The organism is Streptomyces sp. NPDC059743 (assembly GCF_042732975.1).
In the GTDB taxonomy this organism is placed as follows: Bacteria; Actinomycetota; Actinomycetes; order Streptomycetales; family Streptomycetaceae; genus Streptomyces.
The window spans coordinates 58376-84120 of sequence record NZ_JBHWGS010000013.1; the positions used below are offsets into that span (position 1 = coordinate 58376).

The following is a 25745-nucleotide window of genomic DNA, read 5'->3' on the forward strand; positions in this document are numbered from 1 at the left end:
GCACTAACGTGCCGCGTATGACGACTGCTTTGATTACGGGCGCGACGGCCGGGATCGGTGCCGCCTTCGCGCGCCGGCTGGCGGCGGACGGGCACAATCTCGTACTGGTGGCGCGCGACACCACGCGCTTGCGGGAACAGGCCACCGAGCTGCACGACCGGCATGGCATCGAGGCCGAGGTGCTGACGGCCGACCTCTCCACCGACAGCGGGATCGCGTCGGTGGAGAGGCGGCTCTCGGACCGCAGAGCGCCGGTCGATCTCCTGGTCAACAACGCGGGCTTCGGCAACAAGGGACGTTTTCTCGATGTCTCCATGGCCGATGAGCTGACGATGCTGAAGGTGCACTGCGAGGCGGTACTGCGGCTGACATCGGCGGGCGTCGCCGGGATGAGGGAGCGCGGCCGGGGCGGAGTCGTCAATGTGGCGTCGGTGGCGGCGTTCGTACCGCGCGGTACGTACGGTGCGTCCAAGGCCTGGGTCGTGCAGTTCACCCAGGGCGTGTCCCGGGATCTGGCCGGGACGGGCGTACGGCTGATGGCGCTGTGCCCGGGATTCGTACGGACCGAGTTCCATGAACGGGCCGGTATGGGCACGGAGAACATCCCGGGCTGGATGTGGCTCGACGCGGACAAACTGGTGGCGGCGGCGCTGCTGGATCTGTCCCGCGGAAAGACGGTGTCCGTACCGGATCCCCGGTACAAGGCGCTGATGGGCGCGGTGAAACTGGCCCCGCGCGGCCTGCTCGGCGGAATCACCTCGAAGACGGGCCGCAAGTACGGGCCGCGGTAGGCCTCCGTAACGCGCGAGGCCCGGTACCCCCGCAGGAGTACCGGGCCTGATTCCTCACCGTAACCATCAATTGAGGAACCACGGCGGCGAGCAACCACCTCCGCGAGAGCGGCGGCGGTTCAGCCGCAAAGGCCGATCAGTGGCTGTGGCCGTGGCCGCCGTGGCCCGCGTCGCCCTCTTCCTCGGCCGGCTTCTCGACGACCAGGGTCTCGGTCGTGAGCAGCAGCGACGCGATGGACGCGGCGTTCTCCAGCGCGGAACGGGTGACCTTCACCGGGTCGATGACGCCGGCCTTCACCAGGTCGACGTACTCGCCGGTGGCCGCGTTGAAGCCGTGGCCCTTGTCCTGCTCCGCCACCTTCGCGGTGATGACGTAGCCCTCAAGACCGGCGTTCTCGGCGATCCAGCGCAGCGGCTCGACCACGGCGCGGCGGACGACCGCGACACCGGTGGCCTCGTCGCCCTCCTTGCCGAGGTTGCCCTCCAGCACCTTGGCCGCGTGCACCAGGGCGGAGCCACCACCGGAGACGATGCCCTCCTCGACCGCGGCGCGGGTCGCGGAGATGGCGTCCTCCAGACGGTGCTTCTTCTCCTTCAGCTCCACCTCGGTGGCGGCGCCGACCTTGATCACGCACACACCGCCGGCCAGCTTCGCGAGGCGCTCCTGGAGCTTCTCGCGGTCCCAGTCGGAGTCCGTGCCCTCGATCTCGGCCTTGATCTGGTTGATACGGCCCGCGACGTCGGAGGAGTTGCCGCCGCCGTCGACGATGGTCGTGTCGTCCTTGGAGATGGTGACGCGACGGGCGGCGCCCAGCACGTCCAGACCGGCCTGGTCGAGCTTGAGGCCGACCTCCTCGGCGATGACGGTCGCGCCCGTGAGGGTGGCGATGTCGCCGAGCATGGCCTTGCGGCGGTCACCGAAGCCGGGAGCCTTCACCGCGACCGCGTTGAAGGTGCCGCGGATCTTGTTGACGACGAGGGTGGAGAGCGCCTCGCCCTCGACGTCCTCGGCGATGATCAGCAGCGGCTTGGAGCCACCCGCCTGGATGACCTTCTCCAGCAGCGGCAGCAGGTCCTGGATGGAGGAGATCTTGCCCTGGTGGACCAGGATGTACGGGTCGTCGAGGACGGCCTCCATACGCTCCTGGTCGGTGACCATGTACGGCGAGAGGTAGCCCTTGTCGAAGGCCATGCCCTCGGTGAAGTCCAGCTCCAGACCGAAGGTGTTGGACTCCTCGACGGTGATGACACCGTCCTTGCCGACCTTGTCCATCGCCTCGGCGATCAGCTCGCCGACCTGCTGGTCCTGCGCGGAGAGCGCGGCCACGGCGGCGATGTCGGACTTGTCCTCGATCGGACGGGCGGTCGCGAGCAGCTCGTCGGAGACGGCCTTGACCGCGGCGTCGATGCCCTTCTTCAGGGCGGCCGGGGAGGCGCCGGCGGCGACATTGCGCAGGCCCTCGCGGACCAGCGCCTGGGCCAGCACCGTGGCGGTGGTGGTGCCGTCACCCGCGATGTCGTTGGTCTTGGTCGCCACCTCCTTCACGAGCTGCGCGCCCAGGTTCTCGTACGGGTCGTCGAGCTCGACCTCGCGGGCGATCGTGACACCGTCGTTGGTGATGGTGGGGGCGCCGAACTTCTTGTCGATGACGACATTGCGGCCCTTGGGGCCGATCGTCACCTTCACCGTGTCGGCAAGCTTGTTGACGCCGCGCTCGAGGGCGCGACGGGCGTCCTCGTCGAACTTCAGGATCTTCGCCATGGGAGCTTTCTCTGTCCTCTCACACGAACCGCGCCCCTGTCCGCCCGGCAATCGCAGGGCGGCCAGGGGCGCGGTTCACAAGCAAACTCGAACGTGGGTGATTACTTCTCGATGATCGCGAGCACGTCGCGAGCCGAGAGGACGAGGTACTCCTCGCCGCTGTACTTCACCTCGGTGCCGCCGTACTTGCTGTACAGAACGACATCGCCGACGGAAACGTCGAGCGGGAGCCGCTCGCCGTTCTCGAAACGGCCCGGACCGACAGCCAGGACGACGCCCTCCTGGGGCTTCTCCTTGGCGGTGTCCGGGATAACCAGGCCAGAGGCCGTGGTCTGCTCGGCGTCGAGCGGCTGGACCACAATGCGGTCCTCGAGCGGCTTGATGGCAACCTTGGTGCTGGCGGTCGTCACGATCCGACCTCCCCCTTCGGAGATCTCACGGGGTTAACTGTCTGAGGGTGGCGACCAGGTCGATCCGTCGTCGCGGGTGCCGGACCTGCCAGTCGCGCTTTGGCACTCTCCATTGGGGAGTGCCAGACCCGAGACTATGACCGCGGTTAGCACTCGGTCAAGCGGAGTGCCAATACGGCTGGGCGTGGCGGTTCTGTCTCAATACGGAAACGCGCATGCGGGGCCCTGGATTCCGTACGGCCGTACGAGCGGCGCACACGCTTACGCGACGGCGTACAGGGCTACGCAGCGGCGCGGCGGCGCGCACCACCGGGCGCGCGCCGTCGCGTGTACGGCTGGGCGCGCGCCGCTGGGGTCCCTGCGCTCACAGCCGGGCTCCCGCGTTCACGCCGGGGCCGCCGGGGCCCACGCCCGGGTCCGGGTCCAGGGCTGGACGTTCCTCCCCGGGGCACATCTCCCGGGGCTGCGGAGCGAGCCGTACGGCGCTCGGCCTGCCGTCCGCTCCCGGCACCGAGGGCGGCGTGTGCGGGCCGACCTTCTGCGCCGCCTTGCGGCCGAGCCGTTCGATCGGATCCACCGGATCGGACGACTGCGCGCAGCCGGCGGTGATGAGCGCGCCGGCCGCCAGCGCGCCGGCCAGCAGCCGGTACTCAGCCCTCGTACGGCCTCCCGTGGCCCCACGGCGCGTACGTGCCGTGCCCGCCGGAGCGACCGACGCGACGGGAGCGACCGGAGCGACCGGGCCGCATGCGTCCTCCCCGAGCCTCATAGCAGCGCCTCCGGTGTCATACGTACTCCTCCAGCGGTGTCATACGTAGTCCTCCAGCTTGCCCACGGCGTAGCCCTTGTCCGTGATCACCTTCATCACCTGCCGGATCATGTCGGGCATGGAGCCCGCCCACTCGTCCGGGCCGCGGAAGTGGGTGAGGATGATGTCCCCGGGGTGCATGTCCTTGTCCCACTCACGCCACTCCATGTGGTCGGGAAATGCCTCCGACGCCCACAGAGGTGCGGCCTTCACACCGCACTCCTTGGCGGCCACCAGCGTGTCGCGGTTGTAGTTGCCGAACGGCGGCCGGAAGAGCGTGGGCCGGTGCCCGTACCGCTGCTGGAGCTTGTCCTGCTGGCCGCAGATCTCCCGCTTCTGCTCGTCGTAGGACAGACCGGGCAGATAGGGATGGTTGAGGGTGTGGTTGTTCAGCGTCACCCCGTTGTCCTGCATCTTCTTGAAGTAGTCGTAGTTGTTGCTGATGACGTAGTCACTGAGGAAGGCGGTGTACGGGATCTTCAGCTCGCTCATCATCCGCAGCAGCTCGGGATCCTTCTCCGAGCCGTCGTCGATGGTCAGGAAGACGACCTTGTCCTTGGTCGGGACGGTGGTGAAGATCGGCGGCAGATCCTCGCTGTCCTGGACCTCGAAGCCCTCGCGGGTGGTGATGGCCGGCTTGACGGTCGGCGGCCTGGGCGCGGGCAGCGGAGTGGCGCTGAGCCCCCACTTCTTGGCCGCGATCGCACGGGCCGCCTGGTTGCGGCGGAGGTTGTCGGCGTAACCGGCGATCATGCCGGCCGGGGCCTCCTTCTGCGCCTCCTGGGCGCCGTGGCCGGGCCCGCCCGGCAGGCCAGGGCGCCCGGCGGCGGCGGGCTTGGGCACCTCGCCGGCTCCGGCGGCGCATCCCGAGCCGATCGCACCGACGAGCAGCGCCGCGGCGACGGTGCGTCCGCGTCGGCTGCGTCGGCTGGGCTGGTTTTTCGTGGCCTGCGCGGCGATCCCGTTACCGCTTCCGTTGGTGCTCCTGCTGGCGCTCCCGTCCTTGGCTCTCCCGCCCGGACCGCCTCCGTCCCCACCACTCCCGCCCCTGCCGCTCCCGTCCCCCTTCGCCATCTCCGCCACCTTTGCCATCATTTCTTCGTTTTGTCGTACTAGTTGCATGGTGTCGCATCCTGTCAGCGCGCGATGCCCGCGCCCGGCCGACACCGCCGCCCGGGCGCGCACCATCCCCCGGCTGGCCCACAATGGACCGGGTGACCGACCGCGTTCCTGCCACTCCCGCGCCGACTCCCACTCCCGCGCTCTCGCCCTCGCACGCCCCGCTGCTTCCTCCCTCCGCCCTCCTCGCGCCGCTGCTCTCCGCCGAGGGCCAGGCGCTCCTCGCCGAACTGCGCGACCACGACCCGGCCGGCGAACTCGCCCTCGCCACCCGGCTGCGCCGCGAGCACCCGGCGGAGCTGGTCTCGGCGGCGCTGGCCCAGGCGCGGCTGCGTCAGCGCGGAGTGGCGAAATTCGGCGCACGGGACGCGTACCGCATGTACTTCACGCCGAACGGAATCGAGCAGGCCACGCGCGGCACCGTCGCCGCCTACCGGGCTGCCCGGTTCCGCGCGCTCGCGCCGGAGCCCCGGGTCATGGATCTGTGCTGCGGCATCGGCGGCGACGCGATCGAGTTCGCGCGCGCGGGCCTCGCCGTGACCGCCGTCGATCTCGATCCGCTGACCTGCGAGATCGCCGCCGAGAACGTACGTACCCTGGCCCCGGACGCACCGCCGGTGACGGTGACACGGGCGGATGTACTGGAGTACGACCTGACGGGAGCGCGGGCGCTGTTCATCGATCCCGCGCGGCGCGGCGGCCGAGGCCGGATCTTCGATCCGGAGGCGTACTCACCGCCTCTGTCATGGGCGGTCGAGGCGGTACGCCGGGCCGGCACGGGCGCGGTCAAGATCGCGCCCGGCATTCCGCACGAGCTGATTCCCGACGACTTCGAGGCCGAGTGGATCTCGGACGGCGGCGATGTCAAGGAGGCGGTGCTCTGGCACGGCGGAACGCCCGGCTCCGTCACGCCGGGCAGCCGCCGCGCCACTCTGCTCGATGGCGGGCTCGGCGGGGAGGCCGGCGCTCTTCCCACTACTGCGGTGACGCTCACCGGCCGCGGCCTGCCTGATCCGCCCGTCCGCAGAACCGGCCACTTTCTGTACGAGCCCGACGGCGCCGTCATCCGCGCGCATCTGGTCGCCGAGGTGGCCGAAAAGCTGGACGGCGGACTGCTCGACGAGACGATCGCGTACATCACGGCCGACGAGCTGCGCCCGACCTCGTACGCCACCGCCTACGAGATCACCGATGAACTCCCTTTCGGCCTCAAGAAACTCAAGGCTCTGCTGCGCGAACGCGAAGTCGGTGTCCTGACGGTGAAGAAGCGCGGCTCCGCCGTGGAACCGGAGGAACTGCGCCGCCGTCTGAAACTCAAGGGCCCGCACGCGTCGACGGTGTTCCTGACCCGGGTCGCGGGCGCCCCGACCATGCTGCTCGGGCACCCGGTGAAGGCGTAACGACCGCAAAGAGTCGTGCAGTTGCGCAACACGCAACAACGGACGGTGCGCGGCTACTGGAGGTCGGTCAGTTCATCCGCGTAGATCTGCGACAGCGGCTGCGGGCCGACGTACTGCTGGCAGTTGCATTGCCTGCGCTCGTACCGCAAGGGCTTCCTGTTCTCGTCCCACTCCGTCGCCACCTCGACGTCCTCGTGGCACTTGCCGCGCTTGTCGTGCTTGGCGAGGTGGTGCGTACAGCCGCAGACGGGCTCCGGAGGCTTGTGGGCCTGCTCCAGGGCCAGCCGCCCTTTCTCCTCCAGCTCGTAGAGCTCACGTCTGCGTTCGTGCCGGGTACGGAGCGCGGTGCGGCCGGTGTCGGCGATCCATCCGAAGCCGCCCACGATGAAGAAGACGAAAATCCACCAAAGCCATTCCATCCGCCGCCCCTTCACCCTGAATGGCGCATGCGTTCTCTCTTCAGCATAGGACGGACGCCGAAGGAACGGCCTCAGCGGTGGACGCCACCGCGCCTGCGCACCGGTATCGGGCTCAGCAACCGCCCTGACCAGGCCTGATGCCCGTACGACTGGACGGCGCCCAGAATCCCGGTCGCCAGGACCGTGACCGCGAGACCCAGCGCGTAGACCGTCTCACCCACGGTGACGGACTCCGGTCCCGGCGCCATTCCGGCCCAGGCAGTGCCCGTCGCCCACAATCCGGCCACACAGAGGATCACGGACAGCAGCAGCCACATCACGCTCCGGCCGTGGGCCCGTACCCGTACGTCCGACACAGGATCCCGGTCGAGTTCGGCCCAGGCCTCCAGCCGCTCCCGTACCGTACGGCCACGATCCAGCCAGAAACCGAGCGCGACGCCGGCCGGTATCAGCAGGACCGCGCCGAGGACGAGCGCCACCAGCCCGGTCAGCTGGCCGAGACCGCCCTGCTCGAAGCTCTGGATCGCCAGCCCGACGGAGGCCCAGCCGAGCGCGGCGACCGCACCGGTCAGCCAAAGCAGCACCAGCCGCCCGATCCCGAGCCGCCGTCCGGTGAGGGCGGCCATGGCGGCGGCGCGGTCGGCGAGCAGCGCGTCACGGTCGGGCCAGGAACGCAGATGCGGGGGCGGTGGGGGCGGGGGCAGGCGCGGACGGTCGGCGACGCGGACCTTGCTGATCACCTGGCAGAGAGTAACGGGGCGGGGAGGGGAGGGTGCGGCGGGGTGGCGGGCGGCGGCGGCCGAGCAGGAGCCAGACCGGTTCGGTGGCTCAGACCTGCTCGGGGGACGGATCGTCCAGACGTCCGTTCATCGTCCGCTGTACGAGTGTCGGGACGGTGCGCCCTTGGCCGTCGGCAGTAGCTTCGGGGCCATGCCGCCGATCTCCTTCACGTACCTGCTGAAACGGCTGCTGAGAGGCGAGCCCTGGCAGCGGCTCCATGTGAAGGCCGCGGTCTGGGCCACCCTGCTCCTGGTGCTCGTGCTGCTGGTCGGCTCATGGATCATCGTCCCGGTCGAGGCATCGTCCCGCCACGCGACGATCACCTCCTTCCCGCGCGCCCTGTGGTGGTCGGTCGAGACCGCCACCACCGTCGGTTACGGGGACATGTATCCGGTCACCCCATGGGGACGGGCCATCGCCAGTGTGGTGATGCTCGTCGGAATCTCCGTCTTCAGCATCGTCACTGCGTCGCTCGCCACCTGGTTCGTCAGCAACGCCGTCCACCGCATGCGCCGCCTGGCCCTGACCTTGGAACACGCCGAACGCAAGGGCAGGACGGACATCTCGGAAGACCTACGCGCACTGCACGAACGCTTCGACCGCCTAGAAGGCTTGTTGAGAAACCAGGGCGGATCGCCGGAGGAGAGAGGCAACTGACAGCAGGCGACGGCAGGTGACGGCAACTGACGGCAGGCGACGGTCAGGACCGAGTGGTAGTCGTGGTGCGGGCTGGTGGGTGGTGTGCGCGGGAGTGGAATGGGGCTTCTGGGCCCTGCTTAGCGTCGGGCTGTTGTTTGTTGGCTGAGGTTCAGGACCGCTGCGGGGGTGGGGTTGTCGGGTGCGGGTCACGACCAAGAGGTAGTCGGGCTGAACCGGCAGGTCCCGTGTGACGTGGGGGCCGCCCCTGAGGTTTCAGTTTCGCGATTGCGGGCCGGGCGTCAAGGGCGCTCCTCCGTCGCGTCGGCTGCGCCGATTCCGCTGCGCTCCACCCTTGACACCCGACCCTCCATCGCAAGTACAGGCATGGGAGGGGCGGCCCGGGGGAGGGGTCCCCGGGGGGCTCAGTTCCGGGTGCCTGTTTCTTTCCGGCCTGCGGGCCGGTGGGTGGAGGACGCGGCAGTGGAATGGGGCGGCCCGGCACCGGCTCAGCGTCAGACCGTCCGCTGTCGGCTGGGGTTCAGGACCGTGTCTGAGATTCGTTGTCCCATGGCACCCCGGGCATCAGGCCATTCCATCCGCCTGGCCAGGGGCCCGGTGGAGCGGCAGGTCCGTATCCATCTGCTCCTCACGTCCGCAGGACACAAGAGACCGTCGGACGGCCCTCAGGCCGGGGTGAGCGGGTGGCGGACATCAATCGATGCCCCATATCCCCCTGTTTAGCGGCCCGTTGAGGGTCCCCGAGGCCGGTCTTGTGTCCTGAGTAGCGATAGGCCGTCCTCAGCACGTATCGACGGCCCGCACAGGCCCACTGTCCTTCCGGACAGCACCACCCACCCCACCACCCACACACCCCAGCAGCGGTCTTGAACCTCAGCAAACAGACGGTGGCCAGACGCCGAGCCGACGCGCCACCACCCCACTCCACTGCCGCGCAGAACACCCACCGACCAGCAGGCCGGAAAGAAACAAGGACCCATAACTGAGCCCCCCGGGGACCCCTCCCCCGGGCCGCCCCTCCCACCTTCCTTCAGCGGGGGCGGGACGGGGGTCAAGGGTGGAGCGCAGCGGAATCGGCGCAGCCGACGCGACGAAGGAGCGCCCTTGACGCCCGGCACGACCCCGCCACAATCAAAAACAGAGGGGCGGCCCCCACGTCGCCCAAAACCTGCCGGCCCACCACGACTACCTCTTGGTCGTGACCCGCACCCGACCAACCGCAGTACCAGTCCCGCGCCCTCAGTAGCGGTAACCCGCCCTCAGGACACACCCACGCCCCTACGTGGTTGCAACCAGGGCGAGGCCTGCGCGCAGTTGGGAACCCTCTCCGCCAACTGGCCTTTAGGTAACGACTTGACCATACGATTTTCGGCCACATACGTTTCGCCCTGGCCCGCCGAGACGGACGGGTCCTCTTTCGCCGTCCTTGGGGGGACAAATGAACTGGTACCTCGCCGTTCTCAAGAACTACGCAGGCTTCAGCGGGCGGGCACGCCGCACGGAATTCTGGATGTTCGTCCTGTTCAACATCCTTGCGGAGATCGCGGTCGTGATCATCGACAGCGCGATCGGCCTGAACAGCATCCTGATCGGTCTCTACTTCCTCGCCGTCCTGATACCCAGCCTCGCTGTGAGCGTGCGGCGTCTGCACGACACCGACAAGTCCGGCTGGTTCGTCCTGCTCTCATTCATCCCGCTGGTCGGCGAAATCATCCTGATCGTCTTCTGCGCCACTGCGGGCACCGTGGGCCAGAACAAGTACGGCTACGACCCCAAGCAGGTCGCGGCGCACTGACATCCGAGTGCTCGTGCGAAAGGCCCGTCGGCACGCTGCCGACGGGCCTTCGTCATGCCGACAACGAACTCGCCCAACTCCGCCCCGCGGCCAACCGCGCGCTCACGCGCCCAGGGCGCCGGAGCGGACCGCGTCGACAAACCTCTGCCAGGACGCCGGCCCGAAGACGGCCACGCCGCGCTCGCGGTCCTTGGTGTCACGGACGGCCTGACGGCCGGTGTGCAACAGGCCATGTTCGACGCAGTTGTTGTTGTTTCCGCTGTACGTGCTCTTGTGCCAGGGCACGCCATCAAACTCGTCGGCGGTCACGATCCACTGTCCTTGATGAGATCACGAATGTACTGCTGAGACTTGGACGGCGAGAGAGCTGCGGCTGTGAACTCAGCCCATGTCCGGCTGTACACCTGAACGTCAGCCCGCTGCTCCAACAACGTACCACCGGTGGTGTGTTCCAACCATGCGACGTCAATTGAGGGCTCACCCCGAAGCGAGTGGAGTGCGAACGGGGTGTACTGGGTCATCGGAACCGAAGCGTCGAGCGGCAGGATCTGGATGTTGACGTTCGGCTGATTCCCCACCTCCAGAAGGTGCTCAAGCTGCTCGCGCACCAGCTCCGGAGAGCCACTGATGCGATGCAATGCCGGCGCGTCGATGATGGCGCGAAGCCGGAAGTCGTGTGGCGCGTCCAGGAGTTCCTTGCGTTTCAGCCTCGTCTTGACCAGCAGCTCAACACGGTCGGCGGGCGAACCGGCGGTGAAGATCTGCCGCATGTACGCCTCGGTCTGCAACAGCCCCGGAACCAGTGCCGGTTCGTACGAACGAACCAACTCCGAGTCGGACTCCAGCGTCAGATAGTCCTTGAGCCCGTCGTAGAGCAACGGCCCCTGATTGCTCCACCAGTCGACCTTGTGGATCTCCTTGGCCAGCCGCTTGATGTTCGAGATGAGGACCTCGTCCTCAACTCCGTAAAACTCCAGCAGGATCTTCAGGTCGAGCGGCCTGATGCCCCGCCTGCCGTTCTCGATCTGCGAGATCTTCGGCTGCCCGCACAGCAACCTGTCGGCAGCGTCCTGGACTTTGAGCCCCTTCTCGGCACGCAGCCGCTTCAACTCGTTCCCGAGTCGCTTGCTGCGCATCGTGGGCATGTCGCTCTGAGCCATGGCCACATGATGGACCGATCCCTCACCGACCGTACAGATGTCACCTGAGAATTCACGCTGAAGAGGGATGAGCCATAGGAATACTTGCCTTGGCACTGCTTCACCCTGCACCATCAGTGCCTAACACGGCGCACCAGCCCGGTGACTCGCCGTAGTCCACCGTGCTGCCCGTACGGCAGCAGCCAGGAGGAGCCATGGTGAGCGTGGCCGGTATCGAGCCAGAACTGCGACTGAGCCTCACCGTGGTGCCCAAGGAGTTACGACGTGTCCGCCGTGACCTGGTCGAACGGCTGGAGTCGTGGGGCTGTGCGGCGGTCGCCGACGTGGCCGCGCTCGTCGTTGTGGAGCTGCTGACGAACGTCCACAAGCACGCGGGCGGCCGGTGCGAACTGGTCGTACGGCTGGAAGCGCCGTGTCTGCTCATCGCCGTCAGTGATCCCGTGTCCGTCGTCCCGGCCAAGCAGCAGCAGTCCGACACGGCCGAGGACGGGCGCGGGTTGCTCCTGATCGACGAGTTGACGGAGCGCTGGGAGACCGTGCTCACCGCCTCCGGCAAGGAGATCCGGTGTGCGATCCGTATGCCGAAGCGATGAGCCCCGGCGCTGAGCAAGTCGCCTACGTCCTCGCGGTGTTGGCCGTGAGCGGCGCGCTCACCCTGGCGATCCTCAGAGGTTGAGCTGCTGAGCGTCGTACGACTCGCGCGCGACGTCGATCTGTTCGATGTTCTGCTCGGCCCATCGCGTCACGGCCTGCATGACGGGAACCAGGCTCTGTCCCAGCGGGGTGAGCGCGTAGTCCACACGTACCGGCATGCCGGATCAGAGGCTGTCGAACGGAGGGATGATCCTCACGACGACGATGAGCCGGGCTCTCGGGGCGGCCAGGAAGTAGAACCACCCTCCGGCTGCGTCCATACGGCGCAGCCCGCCCGGACGCGGTCCCTCACCAAGTTCGGTGACGTCCACATCGATGTCCGCAAGGTCGACCAGTTGGCCGGCAAGGCGCTCAACCTCGGCGACAACAGGGCCAGGGATACCGCCGGCCACATGGGCATGATCAGGGTCGTACTCCCAGCGCCAAGGCTCGCTCAACGCGGACCCTGCTTCAGGGCGGCACGCGCGGTGTCGAGGATGCGGCCGAGTTCGACTGCCGCCTGACGGGCCTGCTCGGTCCCGCCGGACTCCGCCGAGTCCTCCAGCTCCCGGAACCTGGCCGCGAGCTGCGGCTGACGCTGAATCTGGACGTATACCGCCCACTGCTCGGTGAAGCGTCGCAACGGCGCGAGGTCCGAGCCAGACCGGGCCTGATCCGCCGCTTGGTCCAGCTCACGGGTGAAGGCCGGCAGTGCGGCGGGAGCGATCTGTGCGACTGCTTTGCGGAGCGCGGTGACCGTAGTCGGTGGCTGCGGAATCAGGGGCTGCTCGGAAGCTGTGGTGGCAGTCATGGTTTCTCCCATGGGCCGGACTTTGAACCCTACGTCCACCCTACAGAGCGAGAATCCCACCGCGACCACTCGAACGAGCGAACAGGACGTAGCGGACTTGCCCCGGCGTCGAACGGAAGGCGCCCAGTCCTAGGAGTCCGGCCATAGGAGTCCGGCCACAGTGGTCTGCGAATCGGCACACGCGGGTCCTACTGCACGGCCTCGAAGCGCCAGCGGTGTACCGGGCGGGCGGTCAAGGACGGTGGGGGGTCCGGGAGTTCGGGGACGTCGGCTTCGTACGGGGCGTTCCACCAGGTGATGACCAGTACGCGGTCCTCGGGGGCGCGGAGGAGTTCGCGTCGCAATGGCGCGTACGGGAGGTGCTGGGCGCGTGCCCAGGCCAGCAGCTCCGTGGCCCGGCCGGGGGCCGCCTTGGCCTCCCACATCAGCGCCACGGTCATGAGTGCCTCATGTGTACAGGTTGTCCTTGCTCAGCTCATGCAGATGGTCGTGGTCATGGTGGTGGCCGTCAGCGTGCTGATCTGCGTCGGCGTCGTGCGCCGTGCCCGGTACGTGCGGGTCCGTCACCGGCAGTGACGAGTCCGCCGACAGTTCCCAGTCCGACGTCGGCCGGTTACGGGCCACCATCTCCGCGCCCAGCGCCGCCACCATCGCGCCGTTGTCCGTGCACAGTCCCGGCCGCGGCACCCGCAGCCGGATGCCCGCCCGCTCGCAGCGCTCGGCCGCGAGCGCCCGCAGGCGTGAGTTGGCCGCGACTCCGCCGCCGATCATGAGATGGTCCACGCCCTCGTCCCGGCAGGCGCGGACCGCCTTCCGGGTCAGTACGTCGACCACCGCCTCCTGGAAGGACGCCGCCACATCCCGTACCGGCACCTCCTCGCCCGCGTTCCGCTTCGCCTCGATCCAGCGGGCCACCGAGGTCTTCAGACCGGAGAAGGAGAAGTCGTACGCCGCGTCGCGCGGCCCGGTCAGCCCGCGCGGGAACGCGATCGCCGCCGGATCGCCCTCCCGCGCGAGCCGGTCGATCACGGGACCGCCCGGGAAGCCGAGGTGCAGCACGCGCGCGATCTTGTCGAACGCCTCGCCCGCCGCGTCGTCGATCGTCGCTCCCATGGGCCGTACATCGCTGGTGATGTCCGGCGCGAGCAGCAGCGAGGAGTGCCCGCCGCTCACCAGCAGCGCCATCGTCGGCTCGGGCAGCGGGCCGTGTTCCAACTGGTCGACGCAGATGTGGGAGGCCAGATGGTTCACGCCGTACAGCGGCTTGCCGAGGGCGTACGCGTACGACTTCGCCGCCGAGACGCCCACCAGCAGCGCGCCGGCCAGCCCGGGCCCGGCCGTCACCGCGATGCCGTCCAGGTCGCGGGCGGAGACGCCCGCCTCCTTCAGCGCGCGCTCGATCGTCGGCACCATCGCCTCCAGGTGCGCGCGGGAGGCGACCTCCGGCACCACACCGCCGAAGCGCGCGTGCTCGTCGACGCTCGACGCGATGGCGTCGGCGAGCAGCGTCGTCCCTCGGACGATGCCGACGCCGGTCTCGTCACAGGAGGTCTCGATACCGAGGACGAGAGGTTCGTCAGCCATGGATCTCAGTTCCTTGATGGGTCTTCATATGGAGGCGCATGACGAGCGCGTCGACATTGCCCGGCTGGTAGTAGCCGCGCCGGAAACCGATCGGCTCGAAGCCGAACCGCTCGTACAGCCGCTGCGCCCGCAGATTGTCGACCCGCACTTCCAGCAGTACCTCTTCGCACTCGAAGGCGGTCGCGTGCTGGAGCAGATCGGTCAGCAGCCGGGAGCCGAGGCCGGTGCCCCACTGGTCGCGGGCCGCGGCGATGGTCTGTACGTCACCGAGGCCACCGGCGGCGGCGAGTCCGGCGTACCCGACGATCCGGCCGTTGGCCCTGTCCCGGGCGCCGGACCCGTCCTGGCCGCCGGACCCGGACGGCTCGGTCGCCACCACGTAGTGGCGGGTCGCCCGTGGACCGCGCGCGTGGGCCAGTTCGGACCAGAACATGGCCGGGGACCAGGCGTCCTCGGGAAAGAGCTCGTGTTCGAGGGCGAGCACCGGCTCGATGTCCCACCAGCGCATCTCACGCAGGAGTACGGAAGAGGCCGTCTCGCCGGCCGCCGTCGCTTCCACATCATTGCTCTCGGCTGCCGCGTCCGTCGCATCGGTCACTTCGGCGTGACCACCTTGTAGTTCTTGGGCACCTGCGCGTCCGGACGGCGCAAGTACAGAGGAAGGGCCGGCAGGAAGTCCCCGCCGGGGCCGGAGGAAGCCCCCGCCGCGAGTCTCTCCGCCGCCAGCGACGCCAGCGCGGCGGCCGACTGGTGCTCGGGACCGCGCGCGTCCGGGAAAACCTCGGGATAGAGCAGCGCACCGGCGCCCACCGCAGGCACTCCCACCACATGCTCATGGCCGGCGATATCGGCGGGCCGGTCGACGGCCGGCTCGGTCAGCCGCGTACGGGCATCCGCGTACCGCGCCCAGTAGACCTCCTTGCGGCGCGCGTCCGTCACCACCACGAACGGCCCTTCGAGCCCGGAGGCGTACGCGAGCCCGTCCAGCGTGCAGAGCCCGCGCACCGGCACGCCGAGCGCCGAGCTGAAGGTCAGAGCCGTGACCAGCCCGACACGCAGTCCCGTGTACGGTCCCGGCCCCACGCCCACGACGACATCCGTCACGGCGTCCAGTTTCAGCCCGGCCTCGGCGAGGACGCGGTCGACAGCGGGGAGAAGCAGCTCCCCGTGGCGGCGCGCGTCGACCTGACTCTCCGCGGCCAGGACGGAGGTGCCGTCGTGGAGAGCGACGGTGACGGCGGGCGTGGCGGTATCAACGGCGAGCAGAAGCACGCAAACAGCCTACGGCTCCGACGCCCAAGGCACGGCGCCCCGTCCCGTCACCCTGCTGCTGCTACCGTCACCACGGAGTCATACGTACGAGAGGTGGATCAAGGTGTCAAGGAGCAGCTCGGGAATCGTGGCCGGGCTCACCGCGGCGGCCATCGCCGTGGTCGGCTTCCTCGCCTACCAGGCGTCCGCGAACGTTCCCGACGACACCCTCGGGAAGCCCGCCACCGCGCCGTCCGCCTCTCCGCCCGCCTCGGGCGGCGCGCCCGCGCAGAAGAAGAAGGACCCGCGCGCGATCCCCGAGGAGTCGGGCACCGGCGCACGCGTCGTGTACGCGCTGGGCCAGCGCCGGGTGTGGCTGGTGAACCAGAAGGAACAGGCCACGCGGAGCTTCGCCGTCATGCCCAGTACGGTCAGCCCGCTGCCCGGCTCGTACCGCGTGACCTCGCGCTCCGGCGCGGTCACGGGCTCGGACGGAGTACGGGTCGAGCACGTCGTACGGTTCACGACCGTGAACGATGTGTCGATCGGCTTCAGCGCGGCGGTGGACGGCACGCTCTCCAGCCCCGATCCGACGCTGAAGACGGGCGGAGTCAGGATGAAGGTGGCGGACGGAAACGCGGTGTGGACGTTCGCGACGGTCGGCTCTGTCGTGGTCGTCGTTCCGTAGCCCGTGGTCGTCGTTCCGTAGCCGCTCGGCAGCCCTTCAGGCCCGTACGCCGGAAGTCCCTCAGGCGGCGTCGCGCTGCCGCTCCAGCTCCCTTGCCGCCGCGGCGGCCTCCGCTGTCGCGACCGCCGAAGGCTCCCGCGGCGGTGTGGACACGGCCGAGGCAGCCGCGCACGACGCGAGCAGAACGCTCATGGATACGGACGACGGTGACCGGGGCGCTGAGGACTGAGGCGCTGGGGACTGCGGACGCGTTTCGCGCTCTGTCGCCGACATGGATGCCTCCTGAGGCTCCGGGGGCAGGCGTGGTCAGGTAGTTAGGCAGACCTAACCATGTCTCACTACCATGTGACCATGCGCGGCATGGCACGCGCAACATTTTGCCGACGTCTTGTCGGAACGTACGGAACGGCTGGCCGAACAGTCCGCGGAAACGTTCGGCGGATCTGCGCGCTCACGCCCTGAGCCAGTGCTCGACCAGCGCCGGATCAGTGCCGGACGGATCAGCGCCGGATCAGCGCGTGAGCACTCCGAAATCGGTCGTCGACCAGCGGCTGCCGAACCCGGTCAGCGTGACCGTGCGCCGGTCGTCGTACTCCGTCTCGCCGTGCTCCGTCAGCCCGTGCTCGGCGGCCTCGCCGTCGGCACCGCCCACCACCCGGTGGATCACCACGCGCAGCCGGTCGTCCGACAGCTCCTCGACCTTGCCGTCGCCCCACTCCACGACCACCACGGAGTCCGGCAGCGAGACATCCAGATCGAGGTCCTCCATCTCGTCCAGTCCTCCGCCGAGCCGGTACGCGTCCACATGGACCAGCGCGGGACCGCCGACCAGGGACGGGTGGACGCGCGCGATCACAAAGGTGGGCGAGGTGACGGCGCCACGGACGCCGAGGCCCTCACCGAGGCCACGGGCCAGCGTCGTCTTGCCCGCGCCGAGTTCGCCGGTGAGCATCACCAGATCACCCGGCCGGAGCAGGGCGGCGAGCGCCCGGCCCAGCTCCTGCATCCGCTCGGGGGAATCGACGGAGATGGTCGTCCCGGGACGGGCCGCGGTCTCAGTGGTGTCGGCCGGCTCGGTGGCGGGGGCCGGCTCGGTGGTGCGGGCCGACTCGGTGGTGCGGGCTGCCCTGAGGGCTGTCTCAGCCGCCGGGCTGTGCGGTGCTTCCATGTCTGCCAACGTTAGCCTCCGACGGCACCGCACCCACTCTTGCGAGCAGGTCGGCGAGCCGGTCCGTGACGGCCTCGGGATGCTCCAGCATGACGAGATGCCCGGCGTCCGGTACGAGCACCAGCTCCGCGTCCGGCAGCAGATCGGCGATGGCCTCGCTGTGCGAGCTGGGAGTGATCAGATCGCTCTCGCCCGCCAGGATCAGCGCCGGTACCTCCAGGAAGACCGAGAGCGCCTGCACCTTGTCATGGTCGGTGAAGGCCGGGTAGAACTCCGCGACCACATCGATCGGCGTGCCCTCAAGCAGCCGCTCGGCGAACCGTACGACGGCGGGATCCACGTCCTTCGAGCTGAACGAGTACCGCTTGATCAGCCCGGCGAAGAGATCGGCGGTGGCCCGTCGGCCGCGTTCGACCAGCTCGGCCTGGGAGCCGAGCGCCTTGAGCACGCCGGGCAGGACACGGCGTACGGCGTTCACGCCCGCGACCGGCAGTCCGTAGTTGACCTCGCCGAGCTTTCCGCTGGACGTACCGACGAGGGCGACGCCGACGACCCGTTCCCGTACCAGCTCGGGAAACTGGTCCGCCAGGGCCATCATCGTCATCCCGCCCATGGAGTGGCCGACCAGCACCAGCGGCCCTTCGGGCGCCGCCGCGTCGATCACGGCCTTGAGGTCACGGCCGAGCTGCTCGATGGTGACGGGAACGGCGCCGGGACCGCTCTGGCCGACGCCGCGCGCGGAACGGCCGTGGCTGCGCTGGTCCCAGTGGACGGTACGGACGAGTCCGCGCAGGGCGGCGCGCTGGAAGTGCCAGGAGTCCTGGCTGAGGCAGTAGCCGTGGCTGAAGACGACGGTCACGGGCACGGGAGCCTTGCGGCCGAAGAGACGGCGACGGCGGGAGCCGGGAGATGGTGCCGTGGCGCCGACGCCGGTGGCTGGTCTGGCTACGGCGCCCGGTCCTGACCTGGCGGCCGGCCCAGCCCCCGCGCCCGGCGCGCCGGGCGGACCGATGGCGTCCACTTCGTCGATCTCGTAGTACAGCTCCGTACCGTCGTCGGCGAGCGCCTTGCCCGGCGCGCCGCGCAGCGCTCCGTACGGTCCCGACGAGTCGAGCGCGAGCCGTGCCCTTCTGCGCATGCCGCGGCCGACGGTCAGCCTCTCGATCGCCACACCGGCTGCGGCTCCGGCGGCGATCACGCCTATCGCGGCGCCGGCGACGCCCGCCTTGCGCCAGTTGCCACTGATCGCTGCCGAAGCTGCCGAGGCCGTAGCCACCGCGGCGGCCGTCGTGGCCGCCGCGTCCCCCGCCGGGCTCTTCTCGCTCACCGTCGCTCCTCGTCGTCCAGCCTTGCCTTCCCCGCCGTACCGCGCTTCACCCCGGAGAGATCACTCCGGTTGTCCGCGCGTCTGTTGGACGGGCGCGGGTACGCGCTCGCTCACTCGTTCACGTAGACGCGTGGGACGCGGGAGCCGATACGGGTGACGATCTCGTACGCGATGGTGTCCGCGGCCTCGGCCCAGTCCTCGGCCGTCGGCTCTCCGTGGTCGCCCGGGCCGAACAGAATGGCGGTGGTGCCCGGTTCCGGGGTGTCGCCGCCGAGGTCCACGACGAACTGGTCCATGGCGACCCGCCCGGCCACCCGCCGGGTGACTCCGCCGACGAGAACGGGACCGCGGCCCGAGGCGTGCCTGGGGATGCCGTCGGCGTATCCGAGCGGGACGAGCCCGAGCGTCGTCTCGCGCGGCGTGAGGTAGTGGTGGCCGTAGCTGACGCCATGGCCCGGCGGAACCTGCTTCACCAGGGCGACCGAGGCGGAGAGCGTCATGACGGGCCGCAGGCCGAGGTCCTGGGCGGTGCCGAGCTCCGGGTTGGGCGAGATGCCGTACATCGCGATCCCGGTCCGTACGAGATCGAAGTACGACTCGGGGACGGTGAGCGCGGCGGGCGAGTTGGCGATGTGCCGGACCTCGGGCTCGGCGCCTTCCTTCTCGGCGTACGCGACCATCGCGTGGAACGCGTCCAGTTGGGCGGCGATGGAGGGATGGCCCGGCTCGTCGGCGCAGGCGAAGTGCGACCAGAGGCCGGTGATCCGGACCTGGCCGGCGGCCTGCGCGGCGAGCGCGGCACCGACGAGTTCCGGCCAGTCGGCGGGCTGGCAGCCGTTACGGCCGAGGCCGGTGTCGGCCTTGAGCTGGATACGGGCGGGCCGGCCGGCCTCGCGGGCGGCGGCGGTCACCTCGCGCAGGGCCCACATCCCGCTGACGGACATGTCGAGATCGGCCTCGATGCCTTCCCGCCAGGGATCGCCGGGCGTCCAGAGCCAGCAGAGCACTCTGCTCCGGATCCCGGCGGCACGCAGGGCGAGCGCCTCGTGCGGCGTGGCGGTCCCCAGCCAGGTGGCCCCGGCGGCGAGTGCGGCGCGGGCGACGGGCACCATGCCATGCCCGTACGCGTCGGACTTCACGACACCCATCACGGCGGTGCCGTCCCCCACGCGGGCGCGCAGAGCGCGCACATTGCCCCGCAGGGCACCGAGATCGATCTCGGCGCGTGCCCTGAGGTGAGTCGATGTCTGCATCATTCCGGTCATCACGCCCAGTCTCTCAGAGCCCCCGGAGTGCACCGGTCCGGTCCTGGCCCCGGTCCCGGCCCGGTCCCGATACCGGTCCCGCCAAGCATGAACGCCTCTTACGGGCGGGCGGACGTCACATTCCGCCAGGCGTCCGGCAGGTGGGCCGCCACGTCCAGGGCCGAGATCGGGGCGCCCTTCGAGGCGAGGCGGGCCGAGAGGCCGTGGAGGTATGCGCCCATTGACGCGGCGTCGCGGGGTGGGAGGCCGGTGGCCAGGAGGGCGCCGGACAGGCCCGAGAGGATGTCGCCGCTGCCCGCCGTGGCGAGCCAGGGCGTGCCCGTCGGGTTGACGCGGACCGGAACGTCCTTGTCCGGATCGGCGATCAGAGTGGTGGAGCCCTTGAGCAGCACCGTCGCGCCGTAGCGGGACGCGAGTTCCCGTACGGCTGTCAGCCGGGCCGACTCGACCTCCTCCCGTGGCACACCGAGCAGCGCCGCCGCCTCGCCCGCGTGCGGAGTGAGCAGCGTCGGCGCGGTACGGCCGCGTACCGTCGCCGCGTCCAGCAGCCGCAGGCCGTCCGCGTCCACCAGGATCGGTACGTCCGAGGCCAGTACCTCCGCCACTCCGTGCCCTTCGCCGACCTCCGGGCCCTCGCCCAGGCCCGGGCCGATCGCCCACGCCTGGACGCGGCCGGCCTTCGACGGCGGGCCCTCGTGCACCAGCGTCTCGGGGAAGCGGGCGATCACCGCGTCGCCGCCGGGGCCCACGTACCGTACGGCTCCCGCGCCGCCGTGCAGCGCGCCCGCCACGGCGAGCACCGCCGCGCCCGGATAGCGCGCGGAGCCGGCGACGATCCCGACGACACCTCGCCGGTACTTGTCGCTCTCGCCCGTCGGCACCGGCAGCAGCCGCGCGACGTCCTCGTGCTGGAGGGCCTCGAACTCGGGGACGGCCGGCAGATACGGCCGTAGCCCGATGTCCACGAGCCGTACCGCGCCCGCGTGCTCGCGCGCGGGATCGATCAGCAGGCCCGGCTTGTACGTACCGAACGTGACCGTCACGTCCGCACGTACCGCCTCGCCCGCCACCTCGCCGCTGTCCGCCTCCACTCCGCTGGGCAGATCGACGGCGACGACCACCGCGCCCGAGTCCCGGGCCGCCCGTACCAGCGGCACCGCGTCGGGACGCAGCCCGCCGTGCCCGCCGATGCCGGTGATGCCGTCCAGGACGAGATCGGCGGCGGCCAGGACGGCGTAGGGATCGTTGGCGCCGTCGGTACCGCCAGCGCCGCCCGCGACCCGGCCGCCCGCGCTGCGCAGCGCGGCGAGCCCGCCCGCGTGCGCCCGGTCGGGCGCGAGGAGGACCGCCGTGACACCGGCGCCTCTGCAGGCGAGACGGGCCGCGGCGTACAGGGCGTCACCGCCGTTGTCCCCGCTGCCTGCCAGTACGACGACCCGCGCTCCGTACACCCGGCCCAGCAGATCTCGCAGCAGGCCGGCGCAGGCGACGGCGAGGCCATGGGCGGCGCGCTGCATGAGCGCGCCCTCGGGCAGCCGCGCCATCAGCTCCCGTTCGGCGTTTCTGACGGTCTCCACGCTGTAAGCGATACGCATACGGTCAACCCTCCGCGATCACCACGGCCGACGCCACTCCCGCATCGTGGCTGAGCGAGACATGCCAGCTCTTCACGCCCAACTCGGCGGCGCGTGCCGCGACCGTACCGAGCACCCGCAGCCGCGGCTGCCCGCTGTCCTCCACGCACACCTCGGCGTCGGTCCAGCGCAGTCCGCCGGGCGCGCCCAGGGCTTTGGCCACGGCTTCCTTGGCGGCGAACCGTGCCGCCAAGGAGGCCATACCGCGCCGCTCACCGCTCGGGAGGTACAACTCCCGCTCGGAGAAGAGACGTTCGGTCAGTTTCGGAGTCCGCGACAGCGACTCCGCGAACCGGTCGATCTCCGCCACATCGATCCCCACCCCGATAATCACGTGCTGCCGCTCCCCACTTCTCTTCCACGGTTCTGGCCGCTCCGCCTACTCCACCGTGACGGACTTCGCCAGATTCCTCGGCTGGTCGACCTCGTTGCCGCGCGCCGTCGCCAGCTCGCACGCGAACACCTGCAACGGCACCGTAGCGACCAGCGGCTGAAGGAGCGTCGGCGTCGCCGGGATCCGGATGAGATGGTCCGCGTACGGCACCACCGCCTCGTCGCCCTCCTCCGCGATCACGATCGTCCGCGCGCCTCTGGCCCTGATCTCCTGGATGTTCGACACGATCTTGTCGTGCAGCACCGAACGCCCACGCGGCGACGGTACGACGACCACCACCGGCAGATCCTCCTCGATGAGCGCGATCGGGCCGTGCTTCAGCTCACCGGCCGCGAATCCCTCGGCGTGCATGTACGCCAGTTCCTTGAGCTTGAGCGCGCCCTCCAGGGCGACCGGATAGCCGACGTGCCGGCCCAGGAACAGCACCGTCCGCTTGTCCGCGAGCGAGCGCGCCAGCGCCCGTACCGGCTCCATCGTCTCCAGTACGCGCTCCACCTCGCCCGCGATCTGCGAGAGGTCCTTGATCACGGCCCGGATCTCGTCGCCCCACTTCGTACCGCGCCGCTGGCCCAGATAGAGCGCCACCAGATAGCAGGCGACGAGCTGGGTGAGGAACGCCTTGGTCGAGGCGACGGCGACCTCGGGGCCCGCGTGGGTGTAAAGGACCGCGTCCGACTCCCTCGGGATGGTCGAACCGTTCGTATTGCAGATCGCCAGCACCTTCGCGCCCTGCTCGCGGGCGTGGCGCAGGGCCATCAGCGTGTCCATGGTCTCGCCGGACTGGGAGATGGCGATCACCAGGGTGCGCCGGTCCAGGATGGGATCGCGGTAGCGGAACTCGCTGGCCAGCTCCACCTCGCAGGGCATCCTCGTCCAGTGCTCGATGGCGTACTTGGCGATCAGCCCGGCGTGGAAGGCCGTACCGCACGCCACGATGACGACCTTGTCGGCCTCGCGCAGCACCTCCTGCGGGATCCGCACTTCGTCTATGGTCAGCGCGCCCTGGGCGTCGATCCGGCCGAGGAGCGTGTCGGCGACGGCCTTGGGCTGCTCGGCGATCTCCTTGAGCATGAAGTAGTCGTAACCGCCCTTCTCGGCGGCCGACGCGTCCCAGTCCACGTGGTACGAGCGGACCTCGGCCGGATCGCCCGCGAAGTCCGTCACCGTCACACCGTCGCGGCGCAGCTCCACGACCTGGTCCTGGCCCAGCTCGATCGCGGAGCGCGTATGGGCGATGAACGCGGCGACGTCCGAGGCGAGGAACGACTCGCCCTGCCCGACGCCGACCACCAGCGGCGAGTTACGGCGTGCCCCGACCACCACGTCCGGCTCGTCCGCGTGCACGGCGACCAGGGTGAAGGCGCCTTCCAGCCGCCGGCACACCTGGCGCATCGACTCGGCGAGATCGCCGCAGGAGGAGAAGGCCTCGGCGAGGAGATGCGAGACGACCTCGGTGTCGGTCTCCGACCCGAGATCGTGGCCGCGGCCGGCCAGCTCGGCCCTGAGGGCGGCGAAGTTCTCGATGATCCCGTTGTGGACGACGGCGACGCGCCCGGCGTTGTCGAGATGGGGATGGGCATTGGCATCGGTCGGCCCGCCGTGCGTGGCCCACCGGGTGTGCCCGATGCCGGTGAGTCCGGCCGGCAGCGGCCGTTCCACCAGCTCCTTCTCCAGATTGACAAGCTTGCCCGCCTTCTTCGCGGCGGCCAGCCCTCCATCGGCGAGCACGGCGACTCCGGCCGAGTCGTACCCGCGGTATTCGAGCCGCTTGAGGCCCGCGATGACCACATCAAGCGCCGACTGTCCGCCGACGTAACCCACGATTCCGCACATGCCGGCAGCCTACGGCGCCCACCCCCGCCCCTCCCGTAACGGCGAAGCCCCCACCCCACTCCCACCCTCCGAGTACCTCATCCGGCCCCCAAACCAGGTTTGGCCGGCCCCGATGGGCCATGCGTACGACTCGGGAGGTGCCACCAACGCCGCGAGAACCGATCCGATGTGCTCATCGGTGAGAACCAGCAGGCTCCAGCCTCTCGTCAAATGCCCAGGGGCCTCACGAGAATCGATTCTGGTGAGGCCCCTCTGTAGTCGCTGAAGCGCCAAGGACGGGCTGACGGACGGAACCCGCCCGCCCTTTTCAGCTATTTTCAGCTATTCGATCCTGGCGCGTATGAGAGCGTCAGTGGCCCTGCGTAGGGCCGCCTTCAGTTTCTCTCGTTCGTCGCGCACATGGTCGATCTTCTTGCCGGACGCCTGGTAGGCGGTTTCGAACGCGACCCATGTCTCGTAGGCCTCAAGCAGTGCCTCAGAAGAGGTCCGGCCCAGCTCAAACTTTCGCCGAAAGCCCAGGGGTGGTTCGTGACTTCCGATCCACAGTTCGAGCCGGGCATGTTCGGCCATGTATTGCGCGGCGAGTTCGACCACGTCGTTACCGACAATGTTGCTGCCGATCATCTGCACACCGAGGTTGAGTGCAGACGATGCCGTCGGGGTGCGCAGCCGCTCAGGCACCTCGCTGGACGGCTGCAGACCTCTCAGCCACTCCCACTCGCCTGCCATCACAATCTCCTTCGTTCAAAGCTCGCTTCCAGGAGCCGCCTTGCGGACGGTGGAACGTATCCATCGACTGCACGACCGGCGCGAAGCACACGGGTCTCCGTCAGCTTGGTACCGGTCTCCGGGTCTCCCTGCCATGTCGTGAGAGGCCGGCCGAGTGCGTCGTAGACCGTGGAGGTCTTCTTCTGCCAGGCGTCGATCACGGTGGCGGGACGGTCCACCGCATCGTAGTAAGTGAACGACGTGCCCGCGCCGCGTGACCCAGCACACCATCCATGCCCTGGGCCCAGGGTCGACAATGGGGCGTGATCAATTCGTTGCCACGAAGTGTCCTCCGTCGGGGGGAGCATGGGCCGACTCCGTATGTGGATCTGAGCCGGGACGAGTGGAGCGCGTTGCGGGAGAAGACGCCGTTGCCGCTGAGTGCCGAGGAGGTGGAGCGGTTGCGGGGGCTGGGGGATGTCATCGATCTCGACGAGGTGCGGGACGTCTATCTGCCGTTGTCGCGGCTGCTGAATCTCTATGTCCAGGCCACGGCCGGGCTGCGAGGTGCCCTGAACACGTTTCTCGGGGACGCGGGAAACGGGCACGGCGCGCAGCGCGGTACGCCGTTCGTCATAGGAGTCGCCGGGAGTGTGGCGGTCGGGAAGTCGACCGTGGCCCGGCTGTTGCAGGCGCTGCTCGCGCGGTGGCCCGAGCATCCCCGGGTCGAGCGCGTCACCACCGACGGCTTCCTGTGGCCGATGGCGGAGCTCAAGGCGCGCGGGCTGATGTCGAGGAAGGGCTTCCCCGAGTCGTACGACCGGCGGGCCCTGACCCGGTTCGTCGCCGACATCAAGGCCGGCAAGGACGAGGTCACCGCGCCCGTCTACTCGCATCTCATCTACGACATCGTGCCGGGCGAGCTGCTCACCGTACGGCGCCCCGACATCCTGATCGTCGAAGGGCTCAATGTCCTTCAGCCCGCGCTGCCCGGCAAGGACGGCAGAACACGGGTCGGGCTCGCGGACTACTTCGACTTCAGTGTGTACGTGGACGCCCGCGCCGAGGACATCGAGAACTGGTATCTGAACCGGTTCCGCAAGCTCCGCGAGACGGCGTTCCAGAACCCGGCCTCCTACTTCACGAAGTACACCCAGGTCTCCGAGGACGAGGCCCTGGAGTACGCCCGTACGATGTGGCGGACCATCAACCGGCCCAATCTGCTGGAGAACGTGGCGCCCACCCGGAGCCGTGCCACGCTGGTGCTGCGCAAGGGACCCGACCACAAGGTCCAGCGGCTTTCGCTCCGGAAGCTCTGAGCGCCCGACAGCCCGAACCACGAACCCCG

General features: G+C 69.5%; 30 protein-coding genes. 7 read left to right on the plus strand and 23 right to left on the minus strand.

Features of this window, described 5'->3' with window-relative positions; genetic code table 11:
* Window positions 1–17 precede the first annotated feature (17 nt).
* Window positions 18–791 (plus strand): SDR family NAD(P)-dependent oxidoreductase, encoded by a 774-nt coding sequence (locus tag ACFV6H_RS23195; protein ID WP_385545185.1) that lies wholly within the window; start codon window positions 18–20, stop codon window positions 789–791.
* A 136-nt stretch (window positions 792–927) separates the two neighbouring features.
* Here ACFV6H_RS23195 and groL read toward each other — a convergent pair whose 3' ends face one another.
* The 4 genes from groL to ACFV6H_RS23215 all read right to left on the minus strand — a co-directional run bounded on the left by groL (window position 928) and on the right by ACFV6H_RS23215 (window position 4845).
* Entirely contained in the window at window positions 928–2553 is a 1626-nt protein-coding gene (gene groL / locus ACFV6H_RS23200) for a chaperonin GroEL (protein WP_384986797.1), read from the minus strand.
* 101 nt (window positions 2554–2654) lie between these two features.
* Window positions 2655–2963, minus strand: a complete 309-nt coding sequence (gene groES / locus ACFV6H_RS23205) for a co-chaperone GroES (RefSeq protein ID WP_023539274.1) — start codon at window positions 2961–2963, stop codon at window positions 2655–2657.
* A gap of 364 nt (window positions 2964–3327) precedes the next feature.
* The gene (locus tag ACFV6H_RS23210; RefSeq protein WP_385545190.1) at window positions 3328–3732 is read right to left on the minus strand and encodes a hypothetical protein; all 405 of its coding nucleotides are present in this window, start codon (window positions 3730–3732) and stop codon (window positions 3328–3330) included.
* 39 nt (window positions 3733–3771) lie between these two features.
* Entirely contained in the window at window positions 3772–4845 is a 1074-nt protein-coding gene (locus tag ACFV6H_RS23215) for a polysaccharide deacetylase family protein (protein ID WP_384986801.1), read from the minus strand.
* Window positions 4846–4976: 131 nt separating this feature from the next.
* Between ACFV6H_RS23215 and ACFV6H_RS23220 the strand changes: the two genes are divergently transcribed.
* A complete protein-coding gene (locus ACFV6H_RS23220) occupies window positions 4977–6290 on the plus strand; it encodes a methyltransferase domain-containing protein (protein WP_384986803.1) in 1314 nt (437 codons plus the stop codon).
* A gap of 53 nt (window positions 6291–6343) precedes the next feature.
* Here the strand turns inward: ACFV6H_RS23220 and ACFV6H_RS23225 are convergent, their stop codons facing one another.
* The gene (locus tag ACFV6H_RS23225; RefSeq protein WP_385545194.1) at window positions 6344–6709 is read right to left on the minus strand and encodes a hypothetical protein; all 366 of its coding nucleotides are present in this window, start codon (window positions 6707–6709) and stop codon (window positions 6344–6346) included.
* Window positions 6710–6780: 71 nt separating this feature from the next.
* A complete protein-coding gene (locus ACFV6H_RS23230; protein ID WP_385545197.1) occupies window positions 6781–7449 on the minus strand; it encodes a hypothetical protein in 669 nt (222 codons plus the stop codon).
* A gap of 190 nt (window positions 7450–7639) precedes the next feature.
* Here ACFV6H_RS23230 and ACFV6H_RS23235 point away from each other — a divergent pair, with 190 nt between their 5' ends.
* Both ACFV6H_RS23235 and ACFV6H_RS23240 read left to right on the plus strand, forming a co-directional pair.
* Window positions 7640–8146 carry a potassium channel family protein gene (locus ACFV6H_RS23235; protein WP_385545200.1) on the plus strand — a complete coding sequence of 169 codons (507 nt, stop codon included), beginning with the start codon at window positions 7640–7642 and terminating at the stop codon, window positions 8144–8146.
* Window positions 8147–9584: 1438 nt separating this feature from the next.
* Window positions 9585–9941 (plus strand): DUF805 domain-containing protein, encoded by a 357-nt coding sequence (locus tag ACFV6H_RS23240; RefSeq protein WP_385545203.1) that lies wholly within the window; start codon window positions 9585–9587, stop codon window positions 9939–9941.
* Between the two features lie 102 nt (window positions 9942–10043).
* Here ACFV6H_RS23240 and ACFV6H_RS23245 read toward each other — a convergent pair whose 3' ends face one another.
* Window positions 10044–10250, minus strand: coding sequence for a DUF397 domain-containing protein (locus ACFV6H_RS23245; RefSeq protein ID WP_385545206.1), 207 nt, complete (start codon window positions 10248–10250; stop codon window positions 10044–10046).
* Entirely contained in the window at window positions 10247–11101 is an 855-nt protein-coding gene (locus ACFV6H_RS23250) for a helix-turn-helix domain-containing protein (RefSeq protein ID WP_385545209.1), read from the minus strand. The genes ACFV6H_RS23245 and ACFV6H_RS23250 overlap by 4 nt, the downstream gene beginning before the upstream one ends.
* Before the next feature lie 194 nt (window positions 11102–11295).
* On the opposite strand from ACFV6H_RS23250, the gene ACFV6H_RS23255 reads away from it, so the two are divergent.
* Window positions 11296–11694: an ATP-binding protein gene (locus tag ACFV6H_RS23255; RefSeq protein WP_385545212.1), complete on the plus strand. Its 399-nt coding sequence runs from the start codon at window positions 11296–11298 to the stop codon at window positions 11692–11694.
* A 72-nt stretch (window positions 11695–11766) separates the two neighbouring features.
* Here ACFV6H_RS23255 and ACFV6H_RS23260 read toward each other — a convergent pair whose 3' ends face one another.
* The 7 genes from ACFV6H_RS23260 to tsaB form a co-directional block, all read right to left on the minus strand.
* A complete protein-coding gene (locus ACFV6H_RS23260) occupies window positions 11767–11913 on the minus strand; it encodes a winged helix-turn-helix transcriptional regulator (protein ID WP_385545215.1) in 147 nt (48 codons plus the stop codon).
* A gap of 6 nt (window positions 11914–11919) precedes the next feature.
* Window positions 11920–12192, minus strand: coding sequence for a hypothetical protein (locus ACFV6H_RS23265; RefSeq protein WP_385545218.1), 273 nt, complete (start codon window positions 12190–12192; stop codon window positions 11920–11922).
* On the minus strand, window positions 12189–12545 hold the full coding sequence (locus ACFV6H_RS23270; RefSeq protein ID WP_385545221.1) for a DUF6247 family protein: 357 nt from the start codon (window positions 12543–12545) through the stop codon (window positions 12189–12191). Before ACFV6H_RS23270 ends, ACFV6H_RS23265 begins: the two co-directional genes overlap by 4 nt.
* A gap of 188 nt (window positions 12546–12733) precedes the next feature.
* Window positions 12734–12985: a hypothetical protein gene (locus tag ACFV6H_RS23275; protein WP_385545224.1), complete on the minus strand. Its 252-nt coding sequence runs from the start codon at window positions 12983–12985 to the stop codon at window positions 12734–12736.
* A gap of 7 nt (window positions 12986–12992) precedes the next feature.
* A complete protein-coding gene (gene tsaD / locus ACFV6H_RS23280; RefSeq protein WP_385545227.1) occupies window positions 12993–14129 on the minus strand; it encodes a tRNA (adenosine(37)-N6)-threonylcarbamoyltransferase complex transferase subunit TsaD in 1137 nt (378 codons plus the stop codon).
* Window positions 14122–14637 (minus strand): GNAT family N-acetyltransferase, encoded by a 516-nt coding sequence (locus tag ACFV6H_RS23285; protein WP_385545618.1) that lies wholly within the window; start codon window positions 14635–14637, stop codon window positions 14122–14124. The genes tsaD and ACFV6H_RS23285 overlap by 8 nt, the downstream gene beginning before the upstream one ends.
* A gap of 86 nt (window positions 14638–14723) precedes the next feature.
* Window positions 14724–15401, minus strand: a complete 678-nt coding sequence (gene tsaB, locus ACFV6H_RS23290) for a tRNA (adenosine(37)-N6)-threonylcarbamoyltransferase complex dimerization subunit type 1 TsaB (protein WP_385545230.1) — start codon at window positions 15399–15401, stop codon at window positions 14724–14726.
* Between the two features lie 103 nt (window positions 15402–15504).
* Between tsaB and ACFV6H_RS23295 the strand changes: the two genes are divergently transcribed.
* Window positions 15505–16068 (plus strand): hypothetical protein, encoded by a 564-nt coding sequence (locus tag ACFV6H_RS23295; protein WP_384789896.1) that lies wholly within the window; start codon window positions 15505–15507, stop codon window positions 16066–16068.
* A gap of 60 nt (window positions 16069–16128) precedes the next feature.
* On the opposite strand, the gene ACFV6H_RS23300 is transcribed toward ACFV6H_RS23295, so the two are convergent.
* From ACFV6H_RS23300 to ACFV6H_RS23335, 8 genes are all read right to left on the minus strand, one after another.
* Complete coding sequence (locus ACFV6H_RS23300; protein WP_370749183.1) at window positions 16129–16260, minus strand: hypothetical protein; 132 nt, start codon at window positions 16258–16260, stop codon at window positions 16129–16131.
* A gap of 319 nt (window positions 16261–16579) precedes the next feature.
* A complete protein-coding gene (gene tsaE / locus ACFV6H_RS23305; protein ID WP_385545235.1) occupies window positions 16580–17236 on the minus strand; it encodes a tRNA (adenosine(37)-N6)-threonylcarbamoyltransferase complex ATPase subunit type 1 TsaE in 657 nt (218 codons plus the stop codon).
* A complete protein-coding gene (locus ACFV6H_RS23310) occupies window positions 17208–18512 on the minus strand; it encodes an alpha/beta fold hydrolase (protein ID WP_385545621.1) in 1305 nt (434 codons plus the stop codon). Before ACFV6H_RS23310 ends, tsaE begins: the two co-directional genes overlap by 29 nt.
* Window positions 18513–18673: 161 nt before the next feature.
* Window positions 18674–19828: an alanine racemase gene (alr, locus tag ACFV6H_RS23315; RefSeq protein WP_385545238.1), complete on the minus strand. Its 1155-nt coding sequence runs from the start codon at window positions 19826–19828 to the stop codon at window positions 18674–18676.
* A 98-nt stretch (window positions 19829–19926) separates the two neighbouring features.
* Window positions 19927–21423, minus strand: coding sequence for an NAD(P)H-hydrate dehydratase (locus ACFV6H_RS23320; RefSeq protein WP_385545241.1), 1497 nt, complete (start codon window positions 21421–21423; stop codon window positions 19927–19929).
* Window positions 21424–21427: 4 nt separating this feature from the next.
* A complete protein-coding gene (locus ACFV6H_RS23325; protein ID WP_384789881.1) occupies window positions 21428–21796 on the minus strand; it encodes a holo-ACP synthase in 369 nt (122 codons plus the stop codon).
* A gap of 45 nt (window positions 21797–21841) precedes the next feature.
* Entirely contained in the window at window positions 21842–23689 is a 1848-nt protein-coding gene (gene glmS, locus ACFV6H_RS23330) for a glutamine--fructose-6-phosphate transaminase (isomerizing) (protein ID WP_093600051.1), read from the minus strand.
* Window positions 23690–24010: 321 nt separating this feature from the next.
* On the minus strand, window positions 24011–24418 hold the full coding sequence (locus tag ACFV6H_RS23335; protein WP_385545245.1) for a hypothetical protein: 408 nt from the start codon (window positions 24416–24418) through the stop codon (window positions 24011–24013).
* A 302-nt stretch (window positions 24419–24720) separates the two neighbouring features.
* Between ACFV6H_RS23335 and coaA the strand changes: the two genes are divergently transcribed.
* Entirely contained in the window at window positions 24721–25716 is a 996-nt protein-coding gene (gene coaA, locus ACFV6H_RS23340; RefSeq protein ID WP_384789877.1) for a type I pantothenate kinase, read from the plus strand.
* The last annotated feature ends 29 nt before the right edge of the window (window positions 25717–25745 follow it).